Raw genomic sequence first — 16,688 nt, forward strand, 5'->3', positions numbered from 1 at the left:
ATCAATGTCGCCTGACACACCGCCATCGCTAGCAGGCTAGCTCCCACAAGGAATCCAGGACGGACACATAACCCGTGACCAACACGGAACAAAGTGTGGGAGCGAGCCTGCTCGCGATGGGGCCATTTCAGTCGATATCAATGTCGCCTGACACACCGCCATCGCTAGCAGGCTAGCTCCCACAAGGAATCCAGGACGGACACATAACCCGTGACCAACACGGAACAAAGTGTGGGAGCGAGCCTGCTCGCGATGGGGCCATTTCAGTCGATATCAATGTCGCCTGACACACCGCCATCGCTAGCAGGCTAGCTCCCACAAGGAATCCAGGACGGACACATAACCCGTGACCAACACGGAACAAAGTGTGGGAGCGAGCCTGCTCGCGATGGGGCCATTTCAGTCGATATCAATGTCGCCTGACACACCGCCATCGCTAGCAGGCTAGCTCCCACAAGGAATCCAGGACGGACACATAACCCGTGACCAACAGGGACCAAACTGTGGGAGCGAGCCTGCTCGCGATGGGGCCATATCAGTCATTACCCATGCCACATGACACTCCGCCAGCACAGGAAAATTCGTTTCGAAAAATTAAACACCCGAATAGATGGGCATCACCACCAACACGCTTTTCACCCACCCACTCATCGAACCTGCTGAGCAACTCCACCAAACGTGATTTAATACCCGACTTTCAAATATCCGGGACAGGGAAGCGGTACTTTCGCGGCCAAAAGTCGCCCGCCATCCACCCCCATAACCCTTAAGTATTTCCCACATAAGGCTGTCATGGACACGGGCTCACGACTCAAACTAGTACGCGAAAGCTACAAACTCTCCCAGCGCGAGCTGGCCCGGCGTAGCGGCGTCACCAATGCCACCATCTCTCTGATCGAACAAAATCGCGTCAGTCCCTCCGTCAGCTCACTGAAAAAATTGCTCGAAGGCATCCCCATGTCCTTGGCGGACTTTTTCACCTTCGACCAACCGCCACGCGAGCATCAATACGTATTCCGCGCCAACGAACAACCGGACCTCGGCCGTCATGGCTTGCGGTTGCTGCTGATTGGCGCTTCAGTGCCGAGCCGGCAAATGCGTTTGTTGCGCGAGCAGTACGCGCCTGGCGCCAGTTCTGGCGATGAGCCGATTGTGCATGCTGAAGGCGAGGAGTGCGGGCTGGTGACGCGGGGTACGGTTGAGTTGACGGTCGATGGGCAGATCAGCGTGCTCAATGCTGGCGACGGCTATTACTTTCCGACCACATTGCCGCACAAGTTTCGCAACATCGGAGCGGATGAGGCGGAAATCATCAGCGCCAACACCCCAGCCAACTTCTGAATGGATGGGCGAACCCTTCGCTATTACCTCTGGGCATGGCCGATGGTGCTGGCCTGTTCAGTGGTTTATACCGTGATAGTCATGGTCGGCCTGAAACAACTGATCACGCTGGAAGACAGGCATTTCTACGCGACAGGACTCGCCATTTACGGGATCTTCTGTTTCGTCGGCTTGCGCTACTACGCTCCGAAGATGAAAACGATTGAGTTCGATGAATCGCTGAATGGCCGTTACACCAGCGTACGGGCTTCAAGAATTGCCATCGTTGTGGGCGCTTGTATCGGGACGGTTATTTTTATTCCACAGATCGACACGATCCAGTATTTGAGCGACTTGCCGCATTGGGCGGCGATTGGCGTTTTGTTTTTGGCCTTTGCGGGTGTGGTGTCTGTTTTCAGCCACTTTGTGTGGCAACCAGGGCGCAGACGTTAATAAGTCGAAGACAAAGCCCCGAATCTTCGGGGCTTTGTAGTGGTGTTACTGCCTGGCTTGCGGTGAATGCGGGTTGTGTTCGGTGTGTTTTGGACCGACAAGGGCCCATGCCATGACCCCAAGTAGTGGCACAAACACAATCACTACGATCCATAAGAGTTTGTTACTCGATTTACCCTGAGCTTTGCGCACCCGGTTGATTGCCCATAGTTCAATCACCAGAAGAATTGCCACCAGTACGATCCAGATTGTTTCGATTTGCATGGGTCACCCTCTAGATAGTCTTTTAATTAGGTGGGCGAGGGTGAGCAGGGTTCATTAAATTTTGGTCTGCGTGACAGGGCCGCTCAGTTGCAAATGGAGGACAGCATCCGTTGCAGCATTTCATCGCAACCTTTCAACTGCTGCAGGCTGACGAATTCGTCGGGTTTATGGCCTTGGTCCATGCTGCCGGGACCGCAGACGACGGTGGGGATTCCTGCCGCGTCGAACAGGCCGCCCTCGGTGCCGAACGCTACCGTACCGAAGTCTTCAGAACCGCAGAATTCAGCGATCAATTCAGCCGCCTCACTGTGGGCATCTGTCACCAAACCCGGATAGGCGGACAGCTCGCTGAAGCGGATTTCACTCTGCTCACTGACCGCCCGCATGCGCGGTAATACCTGCTGTTCGGCGTACGCCTGTAACGCCTGCGCAACTTCGCGGGGATCCTGCGAGGGCAGCGCTCGAATTTCGAAATCAAAGCGGCAGTCAGCGGGGACAATGTTCAAGGCTTTGCCTCCGGAAATGACCCCGGTTTGCACGGTACTGAACGGCGGATCGAAGCGCACATCGTGATGCTCGGGCGCTTTCAAACGTTGGCCGAGGCGAGCCAATTCACTAATCAATTGCGCAGCATGTTCAATCGCGTTGACCCCACGCGGCGCGTACGCCGAGTGGCACGCTTCACCGTGAATATCACAGCGCATTGCCAGTTTGCCTTTATGCCCGAGCACCGGTTTCAGCTCGGTTGGCTCGCCGATGATGCAGAGCATCGGTTTGACCGGGCGTCCTTCCAGTTCCGCCAGCAAGGAGCGCACGCCCAGGCAGCCGACTTCTTCGTCGTACGACAGCGCGATGTGCACCGGCAGGCGCAACGAAGCTTTTACCAGCGAAGGCACCAGGGCGAGCACGCAGGCGATATAGCCTTTCATGTCTGCCGTGCCGCGACCGAATAACTTGCCATCGCGCTCGGTGAGTTCGAACGGCGGTAACGTCCATGGTTGGCCGTCGACCGGCACCACGTCGGTATGACCTGACAGCACGATGCCCGGTACATCCGTCGGGCCGATGCTGGCGAATAGATTGGCCTTGCTGCGTTGTGGGTTGTAGATCAGTTGGCACGGCACGTCGAAACCCGCGAGGTAGTCGCGAACGAATTCGATCAGTTGCAGGTTGGATTCGCGGCTTGTGGTGTCGAATGCCACCAGCGCTCGCAGCAAATCGCGACTGCTGTTCATCGGTCGTCTCCAGCCACGCCATAGCCCGGTGATTTGTCCGGGGCGAGGGCGCGGTCGATGTAGTCCTGAACTTGCGGTCGATAGGCGTCCCAGAGTTTTTCCAGCGCACCGATGGGGTTGTCGTCGGCCCAGTCGACACGCAGGTTGATGATCGGCCACGTCAGTTCGCCAACCACCACCAACGCCGCCGAATGCACCGGGCCGGCCTCGCCACCTGCCGCAATGGCGGCTTTCATGGCCGACAGCAAACGATCGGCCAATTGGCCTTCGGCATGTTCGAACGCCTGCACCATGGCCTGGACCACCGCGCGGTCGGCGAGCATGTTGCCCGCTGCCACGCACTGGTCGCCGGACACGGCATTGTGGTTGCCCAAAGTTTGCCCGCCGCTGAAATGCGCGGTCTGACCGAGGTGGTCGATTGCGGTGATCTGGCGATATTGGCTGTAGCCGTTGCGCGTCAGGACAGTGTCCAGCGCCTCGGCAGGGGATTGGCCTTGCTCCATGAGCGCCAGGGTTTCCGGGCCGAGGGAGGGCAGGGTGATGTTCTGTGTGGAGACCGCGCCGACACCCGGCAACAGCCACGGGCAACGTGCGCCAACGGCGATGCTGGAGGAACTGATCGCAATGCCGAACTGGCCGGTTTCAGGGCAACGGGCGGCGATGGAAAAGGTCATGGTTGTGCTCCTTGGTTTGCCTTGGAGAAATGGGTGTTTGTTCGGGCCTCTTCGCGAGCAAGCCCGCTCCCGCATTTGATCTGCGTTGCACACAAATCCCCTGTGGGCGCTGGGTTGCCTGTATGCCTGCTTACTCGGGAATCACCGCAATCACATCAATCTCCATCAACCACTGCGGCTGGCCCAACGCTGACACCACCAACCCGGTTGAGATAGGAAACACGCCTTTGAGCCACTTGCCGACTTCTTGATAAACCGGCTCGCGATACCGCGGGTCGATCAGGTAAGTCGTGGTTTTGACGATGTGGCTAAGTTCGCTGCCAGCCTCTTCCAGTAACTGCTTGACGTTGCGCATGGCCTGCTCGGCTTGCGCTCTTGGGTCACCGAGACCGATCAGATTGCCCTCGAAATCAGTCCCGACCTGACCACGCACATACACCGTGTTGCCGGCACGAACGGCTTGGCACAGGTCATTGTCGAGGCTCTGGTTGGGGTAGGTTTCTTTGGTGTTGAACATGCGAATTCGGGTATGAGTTGGCGTCGTCATCTGAAACTCCTGGGAAAAATCAGGCACTGGCCTTGGTTTTGAGGGCGACCGGGGCCGCGTCGGCCTCGCGCTGGGCGGCATCGTGGTACTCGAGGTAGGAACGCTGGATGGCGATGTGATCAGCCACGTATTTGGCGTCGTGCCAAACACCCCAAATGAACGAAGACCCGCGACGCGACTGCCATGGCAAACCCAGGAAGTACACGCCGGCCTCACTCGACACGCCACGCTGGTGCTGCGGTTTGCCGTTTTCGTCGAAGGCCGCGACCTTGAGCCAGCTGTAATCGGTCGCAAAACCGGTGGCCCAGATGATTGACGTCACGCCGGCCTTGACCAGGTCCAACTGCAGAATGGGCTGCGTCACGCAGTCCGGGTCGGGGAAGGTGTGACGTGCCTGCGGTTCTTCCGGCAGGTCCAGGCCATTGCGCTCGATGTAGGCATCGGCAGCGTTCAGTAGCGCCAGGTAATTCTCATCGCCGCGCGCCAGGTTCTCCGCCAGGTTTGGCTGGAACGTTGCTACACCGCCATCGAACGCCTGGGTCAGGCCGACCAGGGTCATGCCGCGCTGGGCCAGGTCACGAAAGTCCACGGTGCGGCCGCCCTGTGCACCGCTTACTGCAATGGTCACGTGTTCGCGGCCCGGTTTCATGGCGGCTTGGTCCCACTCGCCGAGTACGCCCAGCCACCAGCAGAAGTCGCGGTTGCGATAAGCACGAGGCGGGCGGTCGTGGGCGCCGACGGAGAGGTAGACCTTTTTACCGGAACGCTGCAGCTCGTCGGCAATTTGTACCCCGGACGAACCCGCACCCACCACCAGCACCGCGCCTTCAGGCAGTTGTGCCGGATTGCGGTAATCGGCTGAGTGAATCTGCATGAAGGGCTGATCTTGCGGTGCAATCGGCGGGATCACCGGGCGCTGGAAAGGCCCGGTGGCAGCGACCACTCGATTGGCTTCGATCACGCCTTCAGAGGTTTCAATGGTGAAGCCCGGGCGACCGACGTTGCGCTCGACCTTCAGGACGTCCACGCCCGTGCGGATGGGCGCCTTGAATTTGCGGGCATAGGCTTCGAAGTAATCGGCTACCCGCTCTTTGGGCGCAAAGCCGTCAGGGCTGAGATCGTCAAACGCCATGCCGGGAAAACGGTCATGCCACGCAGGACCATTCGCCACCAGCGAATCCCAACGCCCGGTGCGCCAACGCTCGGCGACACGGTGACGCTCCAGCACCAGGTGCGGCACGCCCAGTTTGCTCAGGTGTTCACTCATGGCCACGCCAGCCTGACCAGCGCCCACGATCAGCGTATCTGTTTTTATTTTTTCGGTGGTCATCTCTATACCCTTCGAAGGTTGCGTCAGGTCGCTAACGGCCTGCCATTTCTTGGGCTCAAGACTAGGGATGACCCTGTTATCGGTAAAATATTATTAAGCTGGCATTTGAGTATAAATAACTGAGGCAGAGCGTTTGATTCTGTAGCGCTGTAAACTGACAGCCACTTTTTACCCCCTCGAACAAGAGAACCCCATGGCTAACCAGGACATCACTTTTACCCCCGATCCCGATGCGGACTCCATCTCATCCGACGTTGCCGGTTTCGGCGGCATTCTGGTTTCAACGCAGATCCCGACGCGTGCCGATGGCAGCCTCGAACTGGGCGATATCACGCTACAAAGCGAGTGCACGTTGCAAGCGTTGAAGGTCGCGCTGGAGCGTGCAGGCAGTTCGATGGACCGTGTCATGCACCTCACCATCTACCTCACCGACATGGCTGACCGTGCCGCATTCAATGAGGTGTACAAGCGCTTCTTCGCCAAGCCATGGCCGGTTCGTGCCGCCGTGGGTGTCGCAGCACTAGCGGTTGAAGGCATGCGCGTGGAAGTGACCGCGATGGCCGCCAAAGCCTGAGTTTACGGACTTGATGAGCGGCCCTTTTCAGTGAAGGGTCGCTACATAACATAATGTGCGGAGGAATGATGGCGCTGCCGCCGCTTAATGGCTTTCGTGTTTTTGAGAGCGTCGCTCGCCTGGGAAGCATCTCCGCTGCCGCCGTGGAGTTGCATGTCACGGCAGGCGCCATCAGCCAGCAAATAAAAGTGCTGCAGGGCAGTCTTGGGGTTGATCTGTTTTACAAGCGTGGCCGGCAACTGGTGCTGACCGAGGGCGGTAAAACACTGCGCAAGAGTGTGGCCAAGGCGATTGGCGAGATTGAAGGGGCCGTGCAATTACTGCATGACTCATCCACGGGTCCGCAACCAATGACTGAAGTGACGCTCTCGTTGCCCTCGGTCGATGGCGTTACCTGGTTAGCGTCACACTTGTTCGCGTTCCTTGAAGAAAACAAAAATGTCAAACTGAGTGTCATCAGCGCGGACAACTTTTACGAGGTTGATTGGCGTCGTGCCGATGTCGCTGTCGTGTATGGAACGCCGCCGTGGTCTGGTTTCTGGTGGCGGCTATTGCATGCCATTCGAATGACGCCGGTTTGCAGCCCCAAGTTGCTCAGAGGCCCTGCCGGCATACGCTGTATCGCCGACCTCGCGACTCATCGATTGCTGCATGAAGACGACGGTGCTCAGTGGAAACAATGGCTGGCAGAGGCACGCCTGACTCGAAGTGATCCGCGCGATATGTATTTCGATGACTTCGGGATGGTGCTGCAGGCCGCGCGCGACGGGTTTGGTGTCGCATTGAGTGACGAGATGGTGTCTTCGCGGGATCTGGACGATGGCCGCTTGATCCAGCCGCTGACACTGACCGTTCCGGCGCTTCACAATTACTACTGCATCTGTGCCGAAGGCAAACGCGACAGGCCCGAAGTCAATGACCTGATTGAGTGGCTGTACTCTGTTTCAAACAAACCCTATTAGTGCACTGTGAAATGATAGCCCGCCTGAGTATTGAGCTCAGGCGAACTAAAGGCATTTCTATCAATAACCGTAAGTTCGACCGTCGGTAAATTTGATGTTTGTCAAAATACTGATGTGATTGTCGACCTTATAGAGTTTGGAGTCCTTGATCAGGTCCGGGTCGGTGAATGTTTTTCCCTTGGCCTTGCCTGCATTCATTTCGAGCATTTTGTCGCGAATGCTGGCGATCTCTTCATAGTTCATCTCAGGAACTTTGTTGGCGTCTTCGTCGGCATGAGCGCCATAAATCAGCGTCTGTTTATTGATGATGCCGAGGGTGGCATTAACCGATTTGATGTAGTCCTTCAGGTTGCCGGCCAGTAGCCAGGAGGGATAAAGATGATCTCCCGACAACAGGATGTTGTGTGCTTCATCATAAAGCGCCACTTCGTCCTGAGTATGACCGGGCGTACTGAGAAGCTTGAGTTTGACGCCGCCCAAGTCAATCACTTCATCAGCCTTGACCAGCCTGGCAACCTTGAAGGGGGCCAGCTTGAAGTGGTCGAGGTTGCCCAGGTAGACGGGTTCCGGCACGTGATACAGGCCGTCGGCTTGCTTGAAGTGCTGTGTGTAGGGCGAGTCAAGCAAGTAGACGCTGTCGAAGTTGTGCAAGCCGCCCAGATGATCGAAATGCAGGTGCGACGGCAGGACGGATAAAGGCTTGTCAGTGATGGTTTTTACCACTGTTGTGATGTCTTCCTTCTGATTGGCGCCGGAATCGAACATCAGTGCTTTTTCTGAACCCACGACCAGGTACGAGTAGTTTTTTTGATAGTAATTCGGCTCGCCAATCGCATACAGGAAGTCGTTGAGTTTGTGCACGACGAAGGCCGGTTGTGCTTTTTCAGTCTGGGCTGCTGATACTGTGTGGGCGCCAGATGCCAACATAGCCACGGCAGTAAAGATAAGGTTTTTTATTGTTTTTGCCATGAGGTTCTCAGCTTTGTATTCAGCGGTCAGTTAGGGGGCTGCAGCAAAAAACTGCACGTCATAACTACCGTTTGAGACCAGAGCAATCAATGCATTAAAACTAACTCATGACACTTTAGAAATTCTAACTGACCAAGGCTGGTCAAGTTCTTTGCCAGCGAATACTGTTGTTGTTTGCGGAGCGCATGTCCAATGAACAAACAAGCACTGTGCGATGCCTATCGCGGCTACATTGCCTGTCTCAATCAGCAGGACTGGCAAGCCTTGGGCCAGTTTGTGGGTGATGACGTCCATTACAACGGCAAGCGAGTCGGGTTAAGCGGTTACCGGGAAATGCTCGAAGGCGACTTTCGGGCAATCCCGGACCTGCGGTTTGTGATCGAACGCCTGGTTGCCGACCCTCCGCACATTGCTGCCAGGTTGCACTTCGATTGCACGCCGGTAGGGGAACTGTTTGGTTTGCCGGTGAACGGTCGGAACGTGGTGTTCTGCGAGAACGTTTTTTATGAGTACAGGGGCGGCAGGATCTTCGACGTGTGGTCGCTGATCGACAAAGCGGCGATCGAGGCGCAGCTCGATGCGATTTCATAGCATCAGTTCATTGATCACGCCGGTGAACGCTTCGACCAGCACACTGCGACCTTGGGCTCGCGTCAGCATCAACAACGGTGCGCAGGCCTTGTCATCGCTCAGAGGCCGATAAACAACGCCTTTTTTTGCCAACGCCTGAGCGCACTCCGGCACCAGCGCCACGCCTTGGCCGGCCGCGACGAGTGCAATGATTGAAGTGATCTGGCGACCGGCCGGACCCGGTTGCAAGGGCAGGCCGTGGCGTTGGTATAACTGTTCGATGGTCTGGTTGAGTCCGGAGCCGAAATCGGCGGGAAACAGGATCAACGGGTAGCCACTGAGTTGTGCCAGCGACACTTCGACCTGGCTGGCCAACGGATTATCGCAGGCGAGGGCGGCCACCAGCGGCTCGTCACCCAACGACATTGCCTGAGCCCCTGTCTGACTGTCGGCCAGCGGCATGCGACTCAAACCGATGTCCAGACGTCCGTCGATAATTTGTGACCATTGACTGCCTGAAGAACCTTCCACCAGCGTCAGTTGCACGTCGGGGTAACGCTGAGCGAACACCTGGATGGCCTGACTGAAAATATCTGACAGTGCAATCGAGCTGGCATAACCCAGGCTTAGCTGCCCGGCCGAACCTGCGGCCAGTTTTTTCGCGATGACCTCGGCGAGGCTGACCTGCTCCAGCACGGCCCGGGCGTGAGGCAGAAAATGGCGGCCTTGCGCAGTCACGAAACCGTACGGCTGGTGCGGTCGAAAAGGCGAAAGCCCAGTTCTGTTTCCAATGCCGAAATATGCCGGGTCAGAGGCGGCTGGGCGAGGTGCAGGCGCAAGGCTGCACGGCCAAAGTGCAGCTCTTCAGCGACCGTCAAAAAGTATCGTAGCCTGCGTAAATCGAGCATCCGTGTCCTTGGGTATCAATCGGTTCGAATTCGGTATTGGTGTCGGTGGGGCAGCCCATTTTATAAAGGCTTCGGCTCATAACACGAGAGGTCTCATGAATTCGCGACTGCAATCGGCCCGCGTCGCGCTGTTCCTGTGCGGGTGTGCGGCTTTTCTCAACCTGTATGCCACACAAAGTATTCTTCAGGCGTTGGCTGCGGATTTTCAAACCAGCATTCGCCTCGCCGGATGGAGCATTACCGTGACCACCCTCGCGGTTGCAATCACGGCACCCTTTGTCAGCCGTATGACCCGGCGCTTCGATCAGCGCTCGGTAATCACTGGCGCGGCGCTGTTGCTGGTTGTGCCGGCGTTGCTCGCCGCGCATGCCGGCAGTTTCCCCGAATTACTGGTGTGGCGCTTCGCAGAAGGCATGCTGATTCCCGTGGTGTTTGCCACCAGCGTGGCCTACATCGGTGATCGATGGCGCGGTGGCACGGTGACCGAAGTCACCAGTTTGTATGTCGCCGGCACCGTGCTGGGCGGTTTTGCGGGACGATTCCTGACCGGCGTCATGACCCAGTACCTTGGCTGGCGTGAAGGCTTCGTCTTGCTGGCTGCTGTGAGTCTATTGATTGGCCTGGCCATTTACCGGTTGCTGCCGTCGAATACGTTGCCAGTGAACCGCGTTGTCACCAGCCCTTTGCTGGCCCGACGCGAGCTGTACAGCACGCCGTTACTGGCGGCGTATGGCGTGGGGTTTTGTGTCCTGTTTTCGCAAGTGGCGACGTTCACCTACGCCGGTCTTTACCTCAGCCAGGCACCGTTCCTGTTGGGCACGGCGGCGCTAGGCTCGATCTATTCGGTGTTCCTGCTGGCGTTGGTGGTTATTCCCATTGCAGGTCGCTTGAGCAAATCCCGACCGCCATCCGAACTGCTGATGGGCGCGGCAGTGCTGGGTATCAGCGGATCGCTGTTGACCCTGCTGCCGTCGCTGTGGCTGATCGTCGTGGGATTGAGCTTGAGTTCGACCGGGGTTTTTCTTGCGCAGGCAGCGGCCAGCGCCTTTACCGCTAACACCGCCCGTCACAACAAGTCTGGCGCCGTGGGGCTCTACCTGACCTGTTATTACCTGGGGGGTAGCTTCGGCGCGGTGGTTCCAGCGATGATCTGGATTCATTGGGGCTGGCTGGGCTGCGTAGCCCTGATTATCGGTTTTCAGCTGTTGTCGTTACTGATAGCAGTGGCCGGGTGGAAGCCTGTGATAGCCGGTGAGCCGATGCGCTCGCCCGATTGACCTTTCAACAACTCTCTTTAGTGCCCGACTACGATGACGACGCTGAACGACGAAATCACCTCACACCCGTCGCCGCCCGCCGATGCTTCCGTGCGGCGCCGGTCGCTGGTGGCGGCCTGCAGTGCACACGCGATACATGACGGTTTGACCGACGTTATCTATGTGCTACTGCCCCTTTGGCAATTGCAATTTGGCTTGAGCCTGGCGCAAGTCGGGCTATTGCGCGGTGCTTATTCGGGGACGATGGCGTGTTGTCAGCTGTTGGCGAGCCGCGCCGCCAAACGCTGGGGGCGCAGCCGTTTGCTGGTGGGCGGAACCGCGTTGGCGGGTTTGGCTTACCTGTGCGTAGGCCTGGCAGACGGTTTGCCGCTGCTGTTGCTGGCGCTGATGTTGGGTGGCTTGGGCGCCAGCACTCAACATCCGCTGGCGTCTTCGATGGTCAGCGACACCTTTGAGGAGGGTGGCGGGGTCAAAGAGGCGTTATCGCAATACAACTTTGCCGGTGACATCGGCAAGATGCTGATCCCGGCACTGGTGGGCGTGTTGCTGACCGTCGTCAGTTGGCGCGTCAGCGTGACGCTGATGGGCGTGTTGGGGCTGGCTGCCGCAGCAATGCTCTGGTGGTTGATTTCGGCGCGCACGGCGTCTCCTCTCAAACTGAAGAAAGCCACCGCGCCTAGGGCCGGGAGCGACTCCGTCAGCGGCATACGTGCATTGCTATTGACCGGGATTATCGACAGCGCGGTGCGCATGGGTTTTCTGACGTTCCTGCCCTTTGTGTTAACAAGCAAAGGCGCCGGCACTGCAGGTATCGGCCTGGCACTGGCGTTGTTATTTGTCGGTGGCGCATTCGGCAAATTGCTCTGCGGTTATCTGGGCGCACGCATCGGCATGATGAAAACGGTTTGGCTGACCGAGTCGATGACCGCACTGTTGATCATCCTTGCCGTGTACCTGCCGCTGACCGGCATGATGCTGATGCTGCCCTTGTTGGGCCTGGCCTTGAATGGCACCTCGTCGGTGCTCTACGGCGTGGTGCCTGAGCTGTCGAGCGCTGCAAAACGTGAGCACGCCTTTGCGCTGTTCTACACCGGCACGATTGGCGGAGGGGCGTTGGCGCCGGTGTTGTTTGGCCGCTTGGGCGACGCCACCGGTATTCCCGTGGCGGTCATGACGCTGGCGGCGATTCTGTTGCTGACGTTGCCGTTGTCCTGGTGCGTGCAGCGCGCACTGGACCGCAGCATTGCGCCTGACAGTGATTCATCATTGGTATAGCGCGTTTACTGACAACTCTCGTTACACTTTGTCACTCCATCATTCCCAAGACCAGACCTCCATGTCCGAAGCGTTCGAAGTCCCCAGCCCGCATGAACAACACGTGGAACACGCGACTAAAAACGCCCATGCCCACGGCGACAATTTCGCCAGCAAGATCGCGGTGATGACGGCGATCATGGCCACCGTCGGCGCGATGCTCAGCTATCAGGCCGGCTCCACGGAGAGTGAGGCGGCCATGGACAAGAACAACGCCGCCATCGAAAAAACCGAAGCGTCCAACCAGTGGAATTATTACCAGGCCAAATCCAGTCGTCAGAACCTGGCGGAACTGGCGACTCATATCCCAGGCTTGGACGCGGCGCATTACGTGGCGGAGGCGCTGCGTTACAAGAATGAAAAAGAAGTGGTGCGCAAGAAAGCCGAGGCGATGGAGGCGGAGTCTCGCGCGTGGGATGAAAAATCAGAGCTGGCCTTGCATCAGCACCACCGCTGGGCGCAGGCGATGACGGCCATTCAGATTGCAATTTCCCTGGCCGCGATTACCCTGTTGACGCGCAAGGAATGGCTGAAGCGGCTCGCCTACACCGCGGCGGGTGTCAGCGTCGTGTTGGGCAGCCTGGCGTGGCTGAATATTTAAACGAACACGCTGCGGGTCAAGCAGCAGGACTTCACCGGTTTTATAGGGATAAGAATGGACGCTTGGACATTGCATTGGCTGGAAGCCTCGGGAAGTCTTGCTGACTTTCGCTCTGATTTGACCGGCGAATTCGAGGCCGCGTACCACACCGTTTCAAGGCTGGTTCAGCCGCCGCAACTTGATGTGTTGATCCAGCGGCTGCCGGGCGAAGTGCTTGCGGAGATGGGGCTGGTGGGGCGCGCGTATCGAAGCAGTATGTTCTCGATGACCGTCGACCCGGATAACCCGAATTTCTTGCCTAGCCTGGGCAATGGTGCGTTGCATCGGCAAATCGTTCATGAAGTGCACCACTGTCTGCGCATGGCCGGACCTGGCTACGGCTGGACGTTGGGTGAAGCCTTGGTCAGCGAGGGGCTCGCCGGCCAGTTTGTCCGGCGCCTGCTCGGCAGCGAGCCAGAGCCCTGGGAAAATGCCCTGGGTGCTGAAGCGCTGCAACGTACGCCCGTTGACCTGCAGACGCTTGGGGCCACCCACTACCATCACGCTGAATGGTTTTTCGGTTTGGGTGCTTACCCCAAGTGGCTGGGTTACACGCTGGGTTATCGGATGGTTGCAGGCTGGCTTGAATCCGTTGGCGAGGTCGATGCTGAAACCTGGATCAACGTGCCCGCGCAAGAGATCATTGCGTCGGCACTCGATCGCGGCATTTTGCGCTCGTAACGCGCGCAGTCATGGCCTACATTACGGCCGTCAACGTAATCGAGTGACCCTTGCAGTGATCGAACGACGCCAATTCAGCGGTGGCATGAAGGGCAAGAATCTTCGCTACCTGAACGAGAACGCTCAGCCTGTGCCAATGACCCGCACAGGCTTTTTGCTGCTCGAACATTTCTCGCTGCCCGCGTTCACCCAGGCGCTGGACACGATTGTTACCGCCAATCTTCTACGGCCAAAGCTGTTCTCTTCGCGAACGTTTGGCCTGAGCGACGGCGAAGTGGTCAGCGACCTCGGCCTGATTATCCGGCCCGATGCACGCATTGATTCCTCCGCGATTCAGGCACTGGACCTGTTGGTAGTGTGCGGCGGCTATCGCACTGAATTGAAGGCAACCGATGAACTGACCGGACTGTTGAAAGCGGCGGCGGATTCGGGGGTGACGCTGGCGGGATTATGGAACGGCGCCTGGTTCCTTGGCAGCGCTGGCCTGCTCGACGGTTATCGATGCGCGATTCACCCCGAGCATCGCCCGGCCCTGGCGGAGGTGGCGAAGTCGGCGCATGTCACCAGCGAACCTTTTGTCATCGACCGTGACCGGTTGACGGCCTCCAGTCCCTCGGGTGCCTTTCACATGGCCCTCGACTGGATCAAAAACCTGCACGACAAAGCGCTGGTCGAGGGCATCGAAGACATTCTTGCGTTCGAAGAGTCGCGCTATCGACGGATAAAACCGAGCGAAAACATTTGCGTCAGTGCGCCGCTGCGCGAGGTGGTGAAACTGATGGACGCCAACCTTGAAGAACCGCTGGAACTTGAGCAACTGGCGGTCTACGCCGGTCGTTCGCGGCGGCAACTGGAGCGTCTGTTCAAGGAGCAACTGGGCACCACGCCACAGCGCTATTACCTGGAATTGCGCATCACCGAGGCACGTCGCCTGCTGCAGCACACCGAGTTGTCTCAGGTCGATGTGTTGGTGGCGTGTGGTTTTGTGTCTCCGAGCCATTTCAGCAAGTGCTACAGCGCCTACTTTGGCTATCGGCCTTCAAAAGAAAAGCGCTTGGTCAAATAGCCGTTTCGGACCCGGTCAGGACGGCCAACGCGACATGAGTGCTTCGGTCAGATAATCCATAAATGCTTTGACCTTGGGGGTGATCGCCGCGCGGTCCTGGACGCACAGATAGATATCCAGCGGTTCGGGGCAGGCGCGGGTCATGGCTTGGCGATCTTCGAATAAGGGCACCAATTGCCCGCTCTCGATAAACGGTGCCGCCACGAATGCAGCTAAGCGAGTAATGCCTGCACCGCGCAGCGCCATGTGTGTGAGGGCATCAACGTCATCGCTGATGGCGGTGACATTGAGCGTCGCGTCAAAACGTTGTTCATCTCGCACGAAGCCCCAGCGTAGAAATCGCCCGTCCAGCGGGTAGCGAAATGCCAGGCAGGCGTGGTCTCGCAGGTCTTCGGGGGTGTGGGGCCAGCCCGCCCGTGCCAGATAAGCGGGCGCCGCGCAGATGATAAAAGGCACGGACGCGATCTTGCGCGCGACGATGCCTTCTTCCAGTTGCGGTTTGATCCGCAGGCTAAGGTCTATGCCTTCCTGAATGTGATTGATCTTGCGGTCTGTGGTCGACAGTTCGAGTTGCAGGCGTGGGTGACGCTGGGCGAAGCCTGCAATCAACGGGGCCAGCACGTGCCGGCCAAACGCCGACGTTGACGCAATGCTCAAGCGGCCCAGCAATTGCGATTGCGTGGTAGTGATTGCGCTGTGCGCCGCGTCAAGATCATGGGCAATACGTTTGACCTTTTCGTAGTACGCCGCGCCACTTTCAGACAACGCCATGCTGCGCGTGGTGCGCTGCAGCAGGCGCACGTCCAGGTGCGTTTCGAGGCGAGTGAGGGTCTGGCTGACGGCTGCGGCGCTGACCCCCAGGTTTTTCGCAGCGCCGACGATGGAGCCTGCTTCCACGACTTTGATAAAGCTTTCAATCGCTCCCAATAAATTCATTACTGTTCCAACACGTGGCGCTATTCGTAAGTAATTCTTTATAAAGCACTCACGGATAAGCGTCTAGTTAGCAGTATTTGATGTTGTTAAGGTGCACCTCGCTTACTCGATTGAAGATCATAAGGGACTGATATGAATTCACCGGCATCCTCCAAGACGCAGCTTTCAGGCCAGCGCAGGCTCTCTGCACGTGCCACGCCCTATGTGTTTGCTCTGTACATGGCCACCATCATGGCGTTCCTGATGTCGTTGGTGATTACCGCGGCCAACTCCGGCATTGGCAGCGATTACTTAAGCAATACGCTGCATGCCTACAGTTTGGCGATGCCGGTGGCTTTCCTTTGCATCCTCGTCGTGCGTCCCATTGTGGTGAAACTGGTCGCGCTGACCGTGCATCCACATCGTTGAGGGCGGCGCCCATCCACCTCGTCTGTCAGGTCAGTGTTGTTCCGGGGCCTTCGCAATCACTTTGATTTCGAACTGGAAGCCATACAGCCACGTCACGCCGACGGCAGTAAGTGTCGGGTGCGGAGCATTGCCCCAGAATTCCGGCACGACGGTCCAGATGGCTTCGAAGTGCGTCTGCGGATCGACGATGAACACGGTGATGTCGATCACGTCTTCGAAGGTGCAACCGGCCGCTTCCAGGATCGCGTTTAAATTGTTGAACGCGGTGCGCACCTGATCCTCAAGCACCGGCTCGGGCGAGCCGTCTTCAGTGCTGCCTACTTGGCCTGAGACAAACAAAAAACCATTGGATCGGATGGCCGGCGAATAACGATTGCGCTCGTAAAGCGCCCGCCGCCCGGCTGGAAAAACCACGTCACGTTGGGTCATACAGTGTCTCCATCAACGGGTCAGAACCGACCCGACATTATCGATGGAGGGACTTTAGGGGCTTGTGCCCACTCGATAAACGAGCAACTGTAGCTATCACTGTTTGCAAATCCCAAACAATCGAATGGCTA

Annotated in this window: 21 protein-coding genes; 11 read left to right on the forward strand and 10 right to left on the reverse strand. The window is 57.8% G+C overall.

Features of this window, described 5'->3' with window-relative positions:
* The first annotated feature begins 792 nt into the window (after positions 1 to 792).
* Positions 793 to 1,341, forward strand: coding sequence for a cupin domain-containing protein (locus tag ACQR3R_RS05370; RefSeq protein WP_428270977.1), 549 nt, complete (start codon positions 793 to 795; stop codon positions 1,339 to 1,341).
* A gap of 81 nt (positions 1,342 to 1,422) precedes the next feature.
* Positions 1,423 to 1,773, forward strand: a complete 351-nt coding sequence (locus tag ACQR3R_RS05375; protein ID WP_428270978.1) for a hypothetical protein — start codon at positions 1,423 to 1,425, stop codon at positions 1,771 to 1,773.
* 45 nt (positions 1,774 to 1,818) lie between these two features.
* On the opposite strand, the gene ACQR3R_RS05380 is transcribed toward ACQR3R_RS05375, so the two are convergent.
* From ACQR3R_RS05380 to ACQR3R_RS05400, 5 genes are all read right to left on the reverse strand, one after another.
* Positions 1,819 to 2,037, reverse strand: coding sequence for a PLDc N-terminal domain-containing protein (locus ACQR3R_RS05380; protein WP_428270979.1), 219 nt, complete (start codon positions 2,035 to 2,037; stop codon positions 1,819 to 1,821).
* 83 nt (positions 2,038 to 2,120) lie between these two features.
* Positions 2,121 to 3,272: an acetylornithine deacetylase gene (gene argE / locus ACQR3R_RS05385; protein WP_428270980.1), complete on the reverse strand. Its 1,152-nt coding sequence runs from the start codon at positions 3,270 to 3,272 to the stop codon at positions 2,121 to 2,123.
* Entirely contained in the window at positions 3,269 to 3,946 is a 678-nt protein-coding gene (locus tag ACQR3R_RS05390; RefSeq protein ID WP_428270981.1) for a DUF1028 domain-containing protein, read from the reverse strand. Before ACQR3R_RS05390 ends, argE begins: the two co-directional genes overlap by 4 nt.
* A gap of 130 nt (positions 3,947 to 4,076) precedes the next feature.
* Positions 4,077 to 4,493 carry a Rid family hydrolase gene (locus tag ACQR3R_RS05395; protein WP_428270982.1) on the reverse strand — a complete coding sequence of 139 codons (417 nt, stop codon included), beginning with the start codon at positions 4,491 to 4,493 and terminating at the stop codon, positions 4,077 to 4,079.
* Between the two features lie 19 nt (positions 4,494 to 4,512).
* Positions 4,513 to 5,823 carry an NAD(P)-binding domain-containing protein gene (locus ACQR3R_RS05400; RefSeq protein WP_428270983.1) on the reverse strand — a complete coding sequence of 437 codons (1,311 nt, stop codon included), beginning with the start codon at positions 5,821 to 5,823 and terminating at the stop codon, positions 4,513 to 4,515.
* Between the two features lie 193 nt (positions 5,824 to 6,016).
* On the opposite strand from ACQR3R_RS05400, the gene ACQR3R_RS05405 reads away from it, so the two are divergent.
* A complete protein-coding gene (locus tag ACQR3R_RS05405; protein ID WP_428270984.1) occupies positions 6,017 to 6,397 on the forward strand; it encodes a Rid family hydrolase in 381 nt (126 codons plus the stop codon).
* Between the two features lie 68 nt (positions 6,398 to 6,465).
* Positions 6,466 to 7,359, forward strand: coding sequence for a LysR substrate-binding domain-containing protein (locus ACQR3R_RS05410; protein WP_428270985.1), 894 nt, complete (start codon positions 6,466 to 6,468; stop codon positions 7,357 to 7,359).
* A 60-nt stretch (positions 7,360 to 7,419) separates the two neighbouring features.
* Here the strand turns inward: ACQR3R_RS05410 and ACQR3R_RS05415 are convergent, their stop codons facing one another.
* Positions 7,420 to 8,220 carry an MBL fold metallo-hydrolase gene (locus tag ACQR3R_RS05415; RefSeq protein WP_428270986.1) on the reverse strand — a complete coding sequence of 267 codons (801 nt, stop codon included), beginning with the start codon at positions 8,218 to 8,220 and terminating at the stop codon, positions 7,420 to 7,422.
* Between the two features lie 300 nt (positions 8,221 to 8,520).
* Between ACQR3R_RS05415 and ACQR3R_RS05420 the strand changes: the two genes are divergently transcribed.
* Positions 8,521 to 8,919, forward strand: coding sequence for an ester cyclase (locus tag ACQR3R_RS05420; RefSeq protein ID WP_428270987.1), 399 nt, complete (start codon positions 8,521 to 8,523; stop codon positions 8,917 to 8,919).
* On the opposite strand, the gene ACQR3R_RS05425 is transcribed toward ACQR3R_RS05420, so the two are convergent.
* Together ACQR3R_RS05425 and ACQR3R_RS05430 are read right to left on the reverse strand one after the other, a co-directional pair.
* Positions 8,914 to 9,636, reverse strand: coding sequence for a LysR substrate-binding domain-containing protein (locus ACQR3R_RS05425; protein WP_428270988.1), 723 nt, complete (start codon positions 9,634 to 9,636; stop codon positions 8,914 to 8,916). The genes ACQR3R_RS05420 and ACQR3R_RS05425 overlap by 6 nt on opposite strands.
* Complete coding sequence (locus ACQR3R_RS05430) at positions 9,633 to 9,806, reverse strand: LysR family transcriptional regulator (RefSeq protein ID WP_428270989.1); 174 nt, start codon at positions 9,804 to 9,806, stop codon at positions 9,633 to 9,635. The genes ACQR3R_RS05425 and ACQR3R_RS05430 overlap by 4 nt, the downstream gene beginning before the upstream one ends.
* Positions 9,807 to 9,901: 95 nt before the next feature.
* Here ACQR3R_RS05430 and ACQR3R_RS05435 point away from each other — a divergent pair, with 95 nt between their 5' ends.
* The 5 genes from ACQR3R_RS05435 (at position 9,902) to ACQR3R_RS05455 (ending at position 14,784) form a co-directional block, all read left to right on the forward strand.
* On the forward strand, positions 9,902 to 11,083 hold the full coding sequence (locus tag ACQR3R_RS05435; RefSeq protein WP_428270990.1) for an MFS transporter: 1,182 nt from the start codon (positions 9,902 to 9,904) through the stop codon (positions 11,081 to 11,083).
* Between the two features lie 33 nt (positions 11,084 to 11,116).
* A complete protein-coding gene (locus tag ACQR3R_RS05440; protein ID WP_428270991.1) occupies positions 11,117 to 12,358 on the forward strand; it encodes an MFS transporter in 1,242 nt (413 codons plus the stop codon).
* Positions 12,359 to 12,419: 61 nt separating this feature from the next.
* Positions 12,420 to 12,998 carry a DUF4337 family protein gene (locus ACQR3R_RS05445; RefSeq protein WP_428270992.1) on the forward strand — a complete coding sequence of 193 codons (579 nt, stop codon included), beginning with the start codon at positions 12,420 to 12,422 and terminating at the stop codon, positions 12,996 to 12,998.
* A 54-nt stretch (positions 12,999 to 13,052) separates the two neighbouring features.
* Positions 13,053 to 13,718 carry a DUF2268 domain-containing putative Zn-dependent protease gene (locus ACQR3R_RS05450; RefSeq protein WP_428270993.1) on the forward strand — a complete coding sequence of 222 codons (666 nt, stop codon included), beginning with the start codon at positions 13,053 to 13,055 and terminating at the stop codon, positions 13,716 to 13,718.
* Positions 13,719 to 13,761: 43 nt separating this feature from the next.
* Positions 13,762 to 14,784 (forward strand): helix-turn-helix domain-containing protein, encoded by a 1,023-nt coding sequence (locus ACQR3R_RS05455; protein ID WP_428270994.1) that lies wholly within the window; start codon positions 13,762 to 13,764, stop codon positions 14,782 to 14,784.
* Positions 14,785 to 14,799: 15 nt separating this feature from the next.
* On the opposite strand, the gene ACQR3R_RS05460 is transcribed toward ACQR3R_RS05455, so the two are convergent.
* Positions 14,800 to 15,720: a LysR substrate-binding domain-containing protein gene (locus tag ACQR3R_RS05460; protein WP_428270995.1), complete on the reverse strand. Its 921-nt coding sequence runs from the start codon at positions 15,718 to 15,720 to the stop codon at positions 14,800 to 14,802.
* Positions 15,721 to 15,852: 132 nt separating this feature from the next.
* On the opposite strand from ACQR3R_RS05460, the gene ACQR3R_RS05465 reads away from it, so the two are divergent.
* A complete protein-coding gene (locus ACQR3R_RS05465) occupies positions 15,853 to 16,128 on the forward strand; it encodes a DUF2798 domain-containing protein (protein ID WP_428270996.1) in 276 nt (91 codons plus the stop codon).
* 30 nt (positions 16,129 to 16,158) lie between these two features.
* On the opposite strand, the gene ACQR3R_RS05470 is transcribed toward ACQR3R_RS05465, so the two are convergent.
* Positions 16,159 to 16,557, reverse strand: a complete 399-nt coding sequence (locus ACQR3R_RS05470; RefSeq protein WP_428270997.1) for a Rid family hydrolase — start codon at positions 16,555 to 16,557, stop codon at positions 16,159 to 16,161.
* Between the last annotated feature and the right edge of the window lie 131 nt (positions 16,558 to 16,688).

The sequence above is a fragment of the Gordonia sp. IEGM753 genome, assembly GCF_050321825.1.
Classification (GTDB): domain Bacteria; phylum Pseudomonadota; class Gammaproteobacteria; order Pseudomonadales; family Pseudomonadaceae; genus Aquipseudomonas.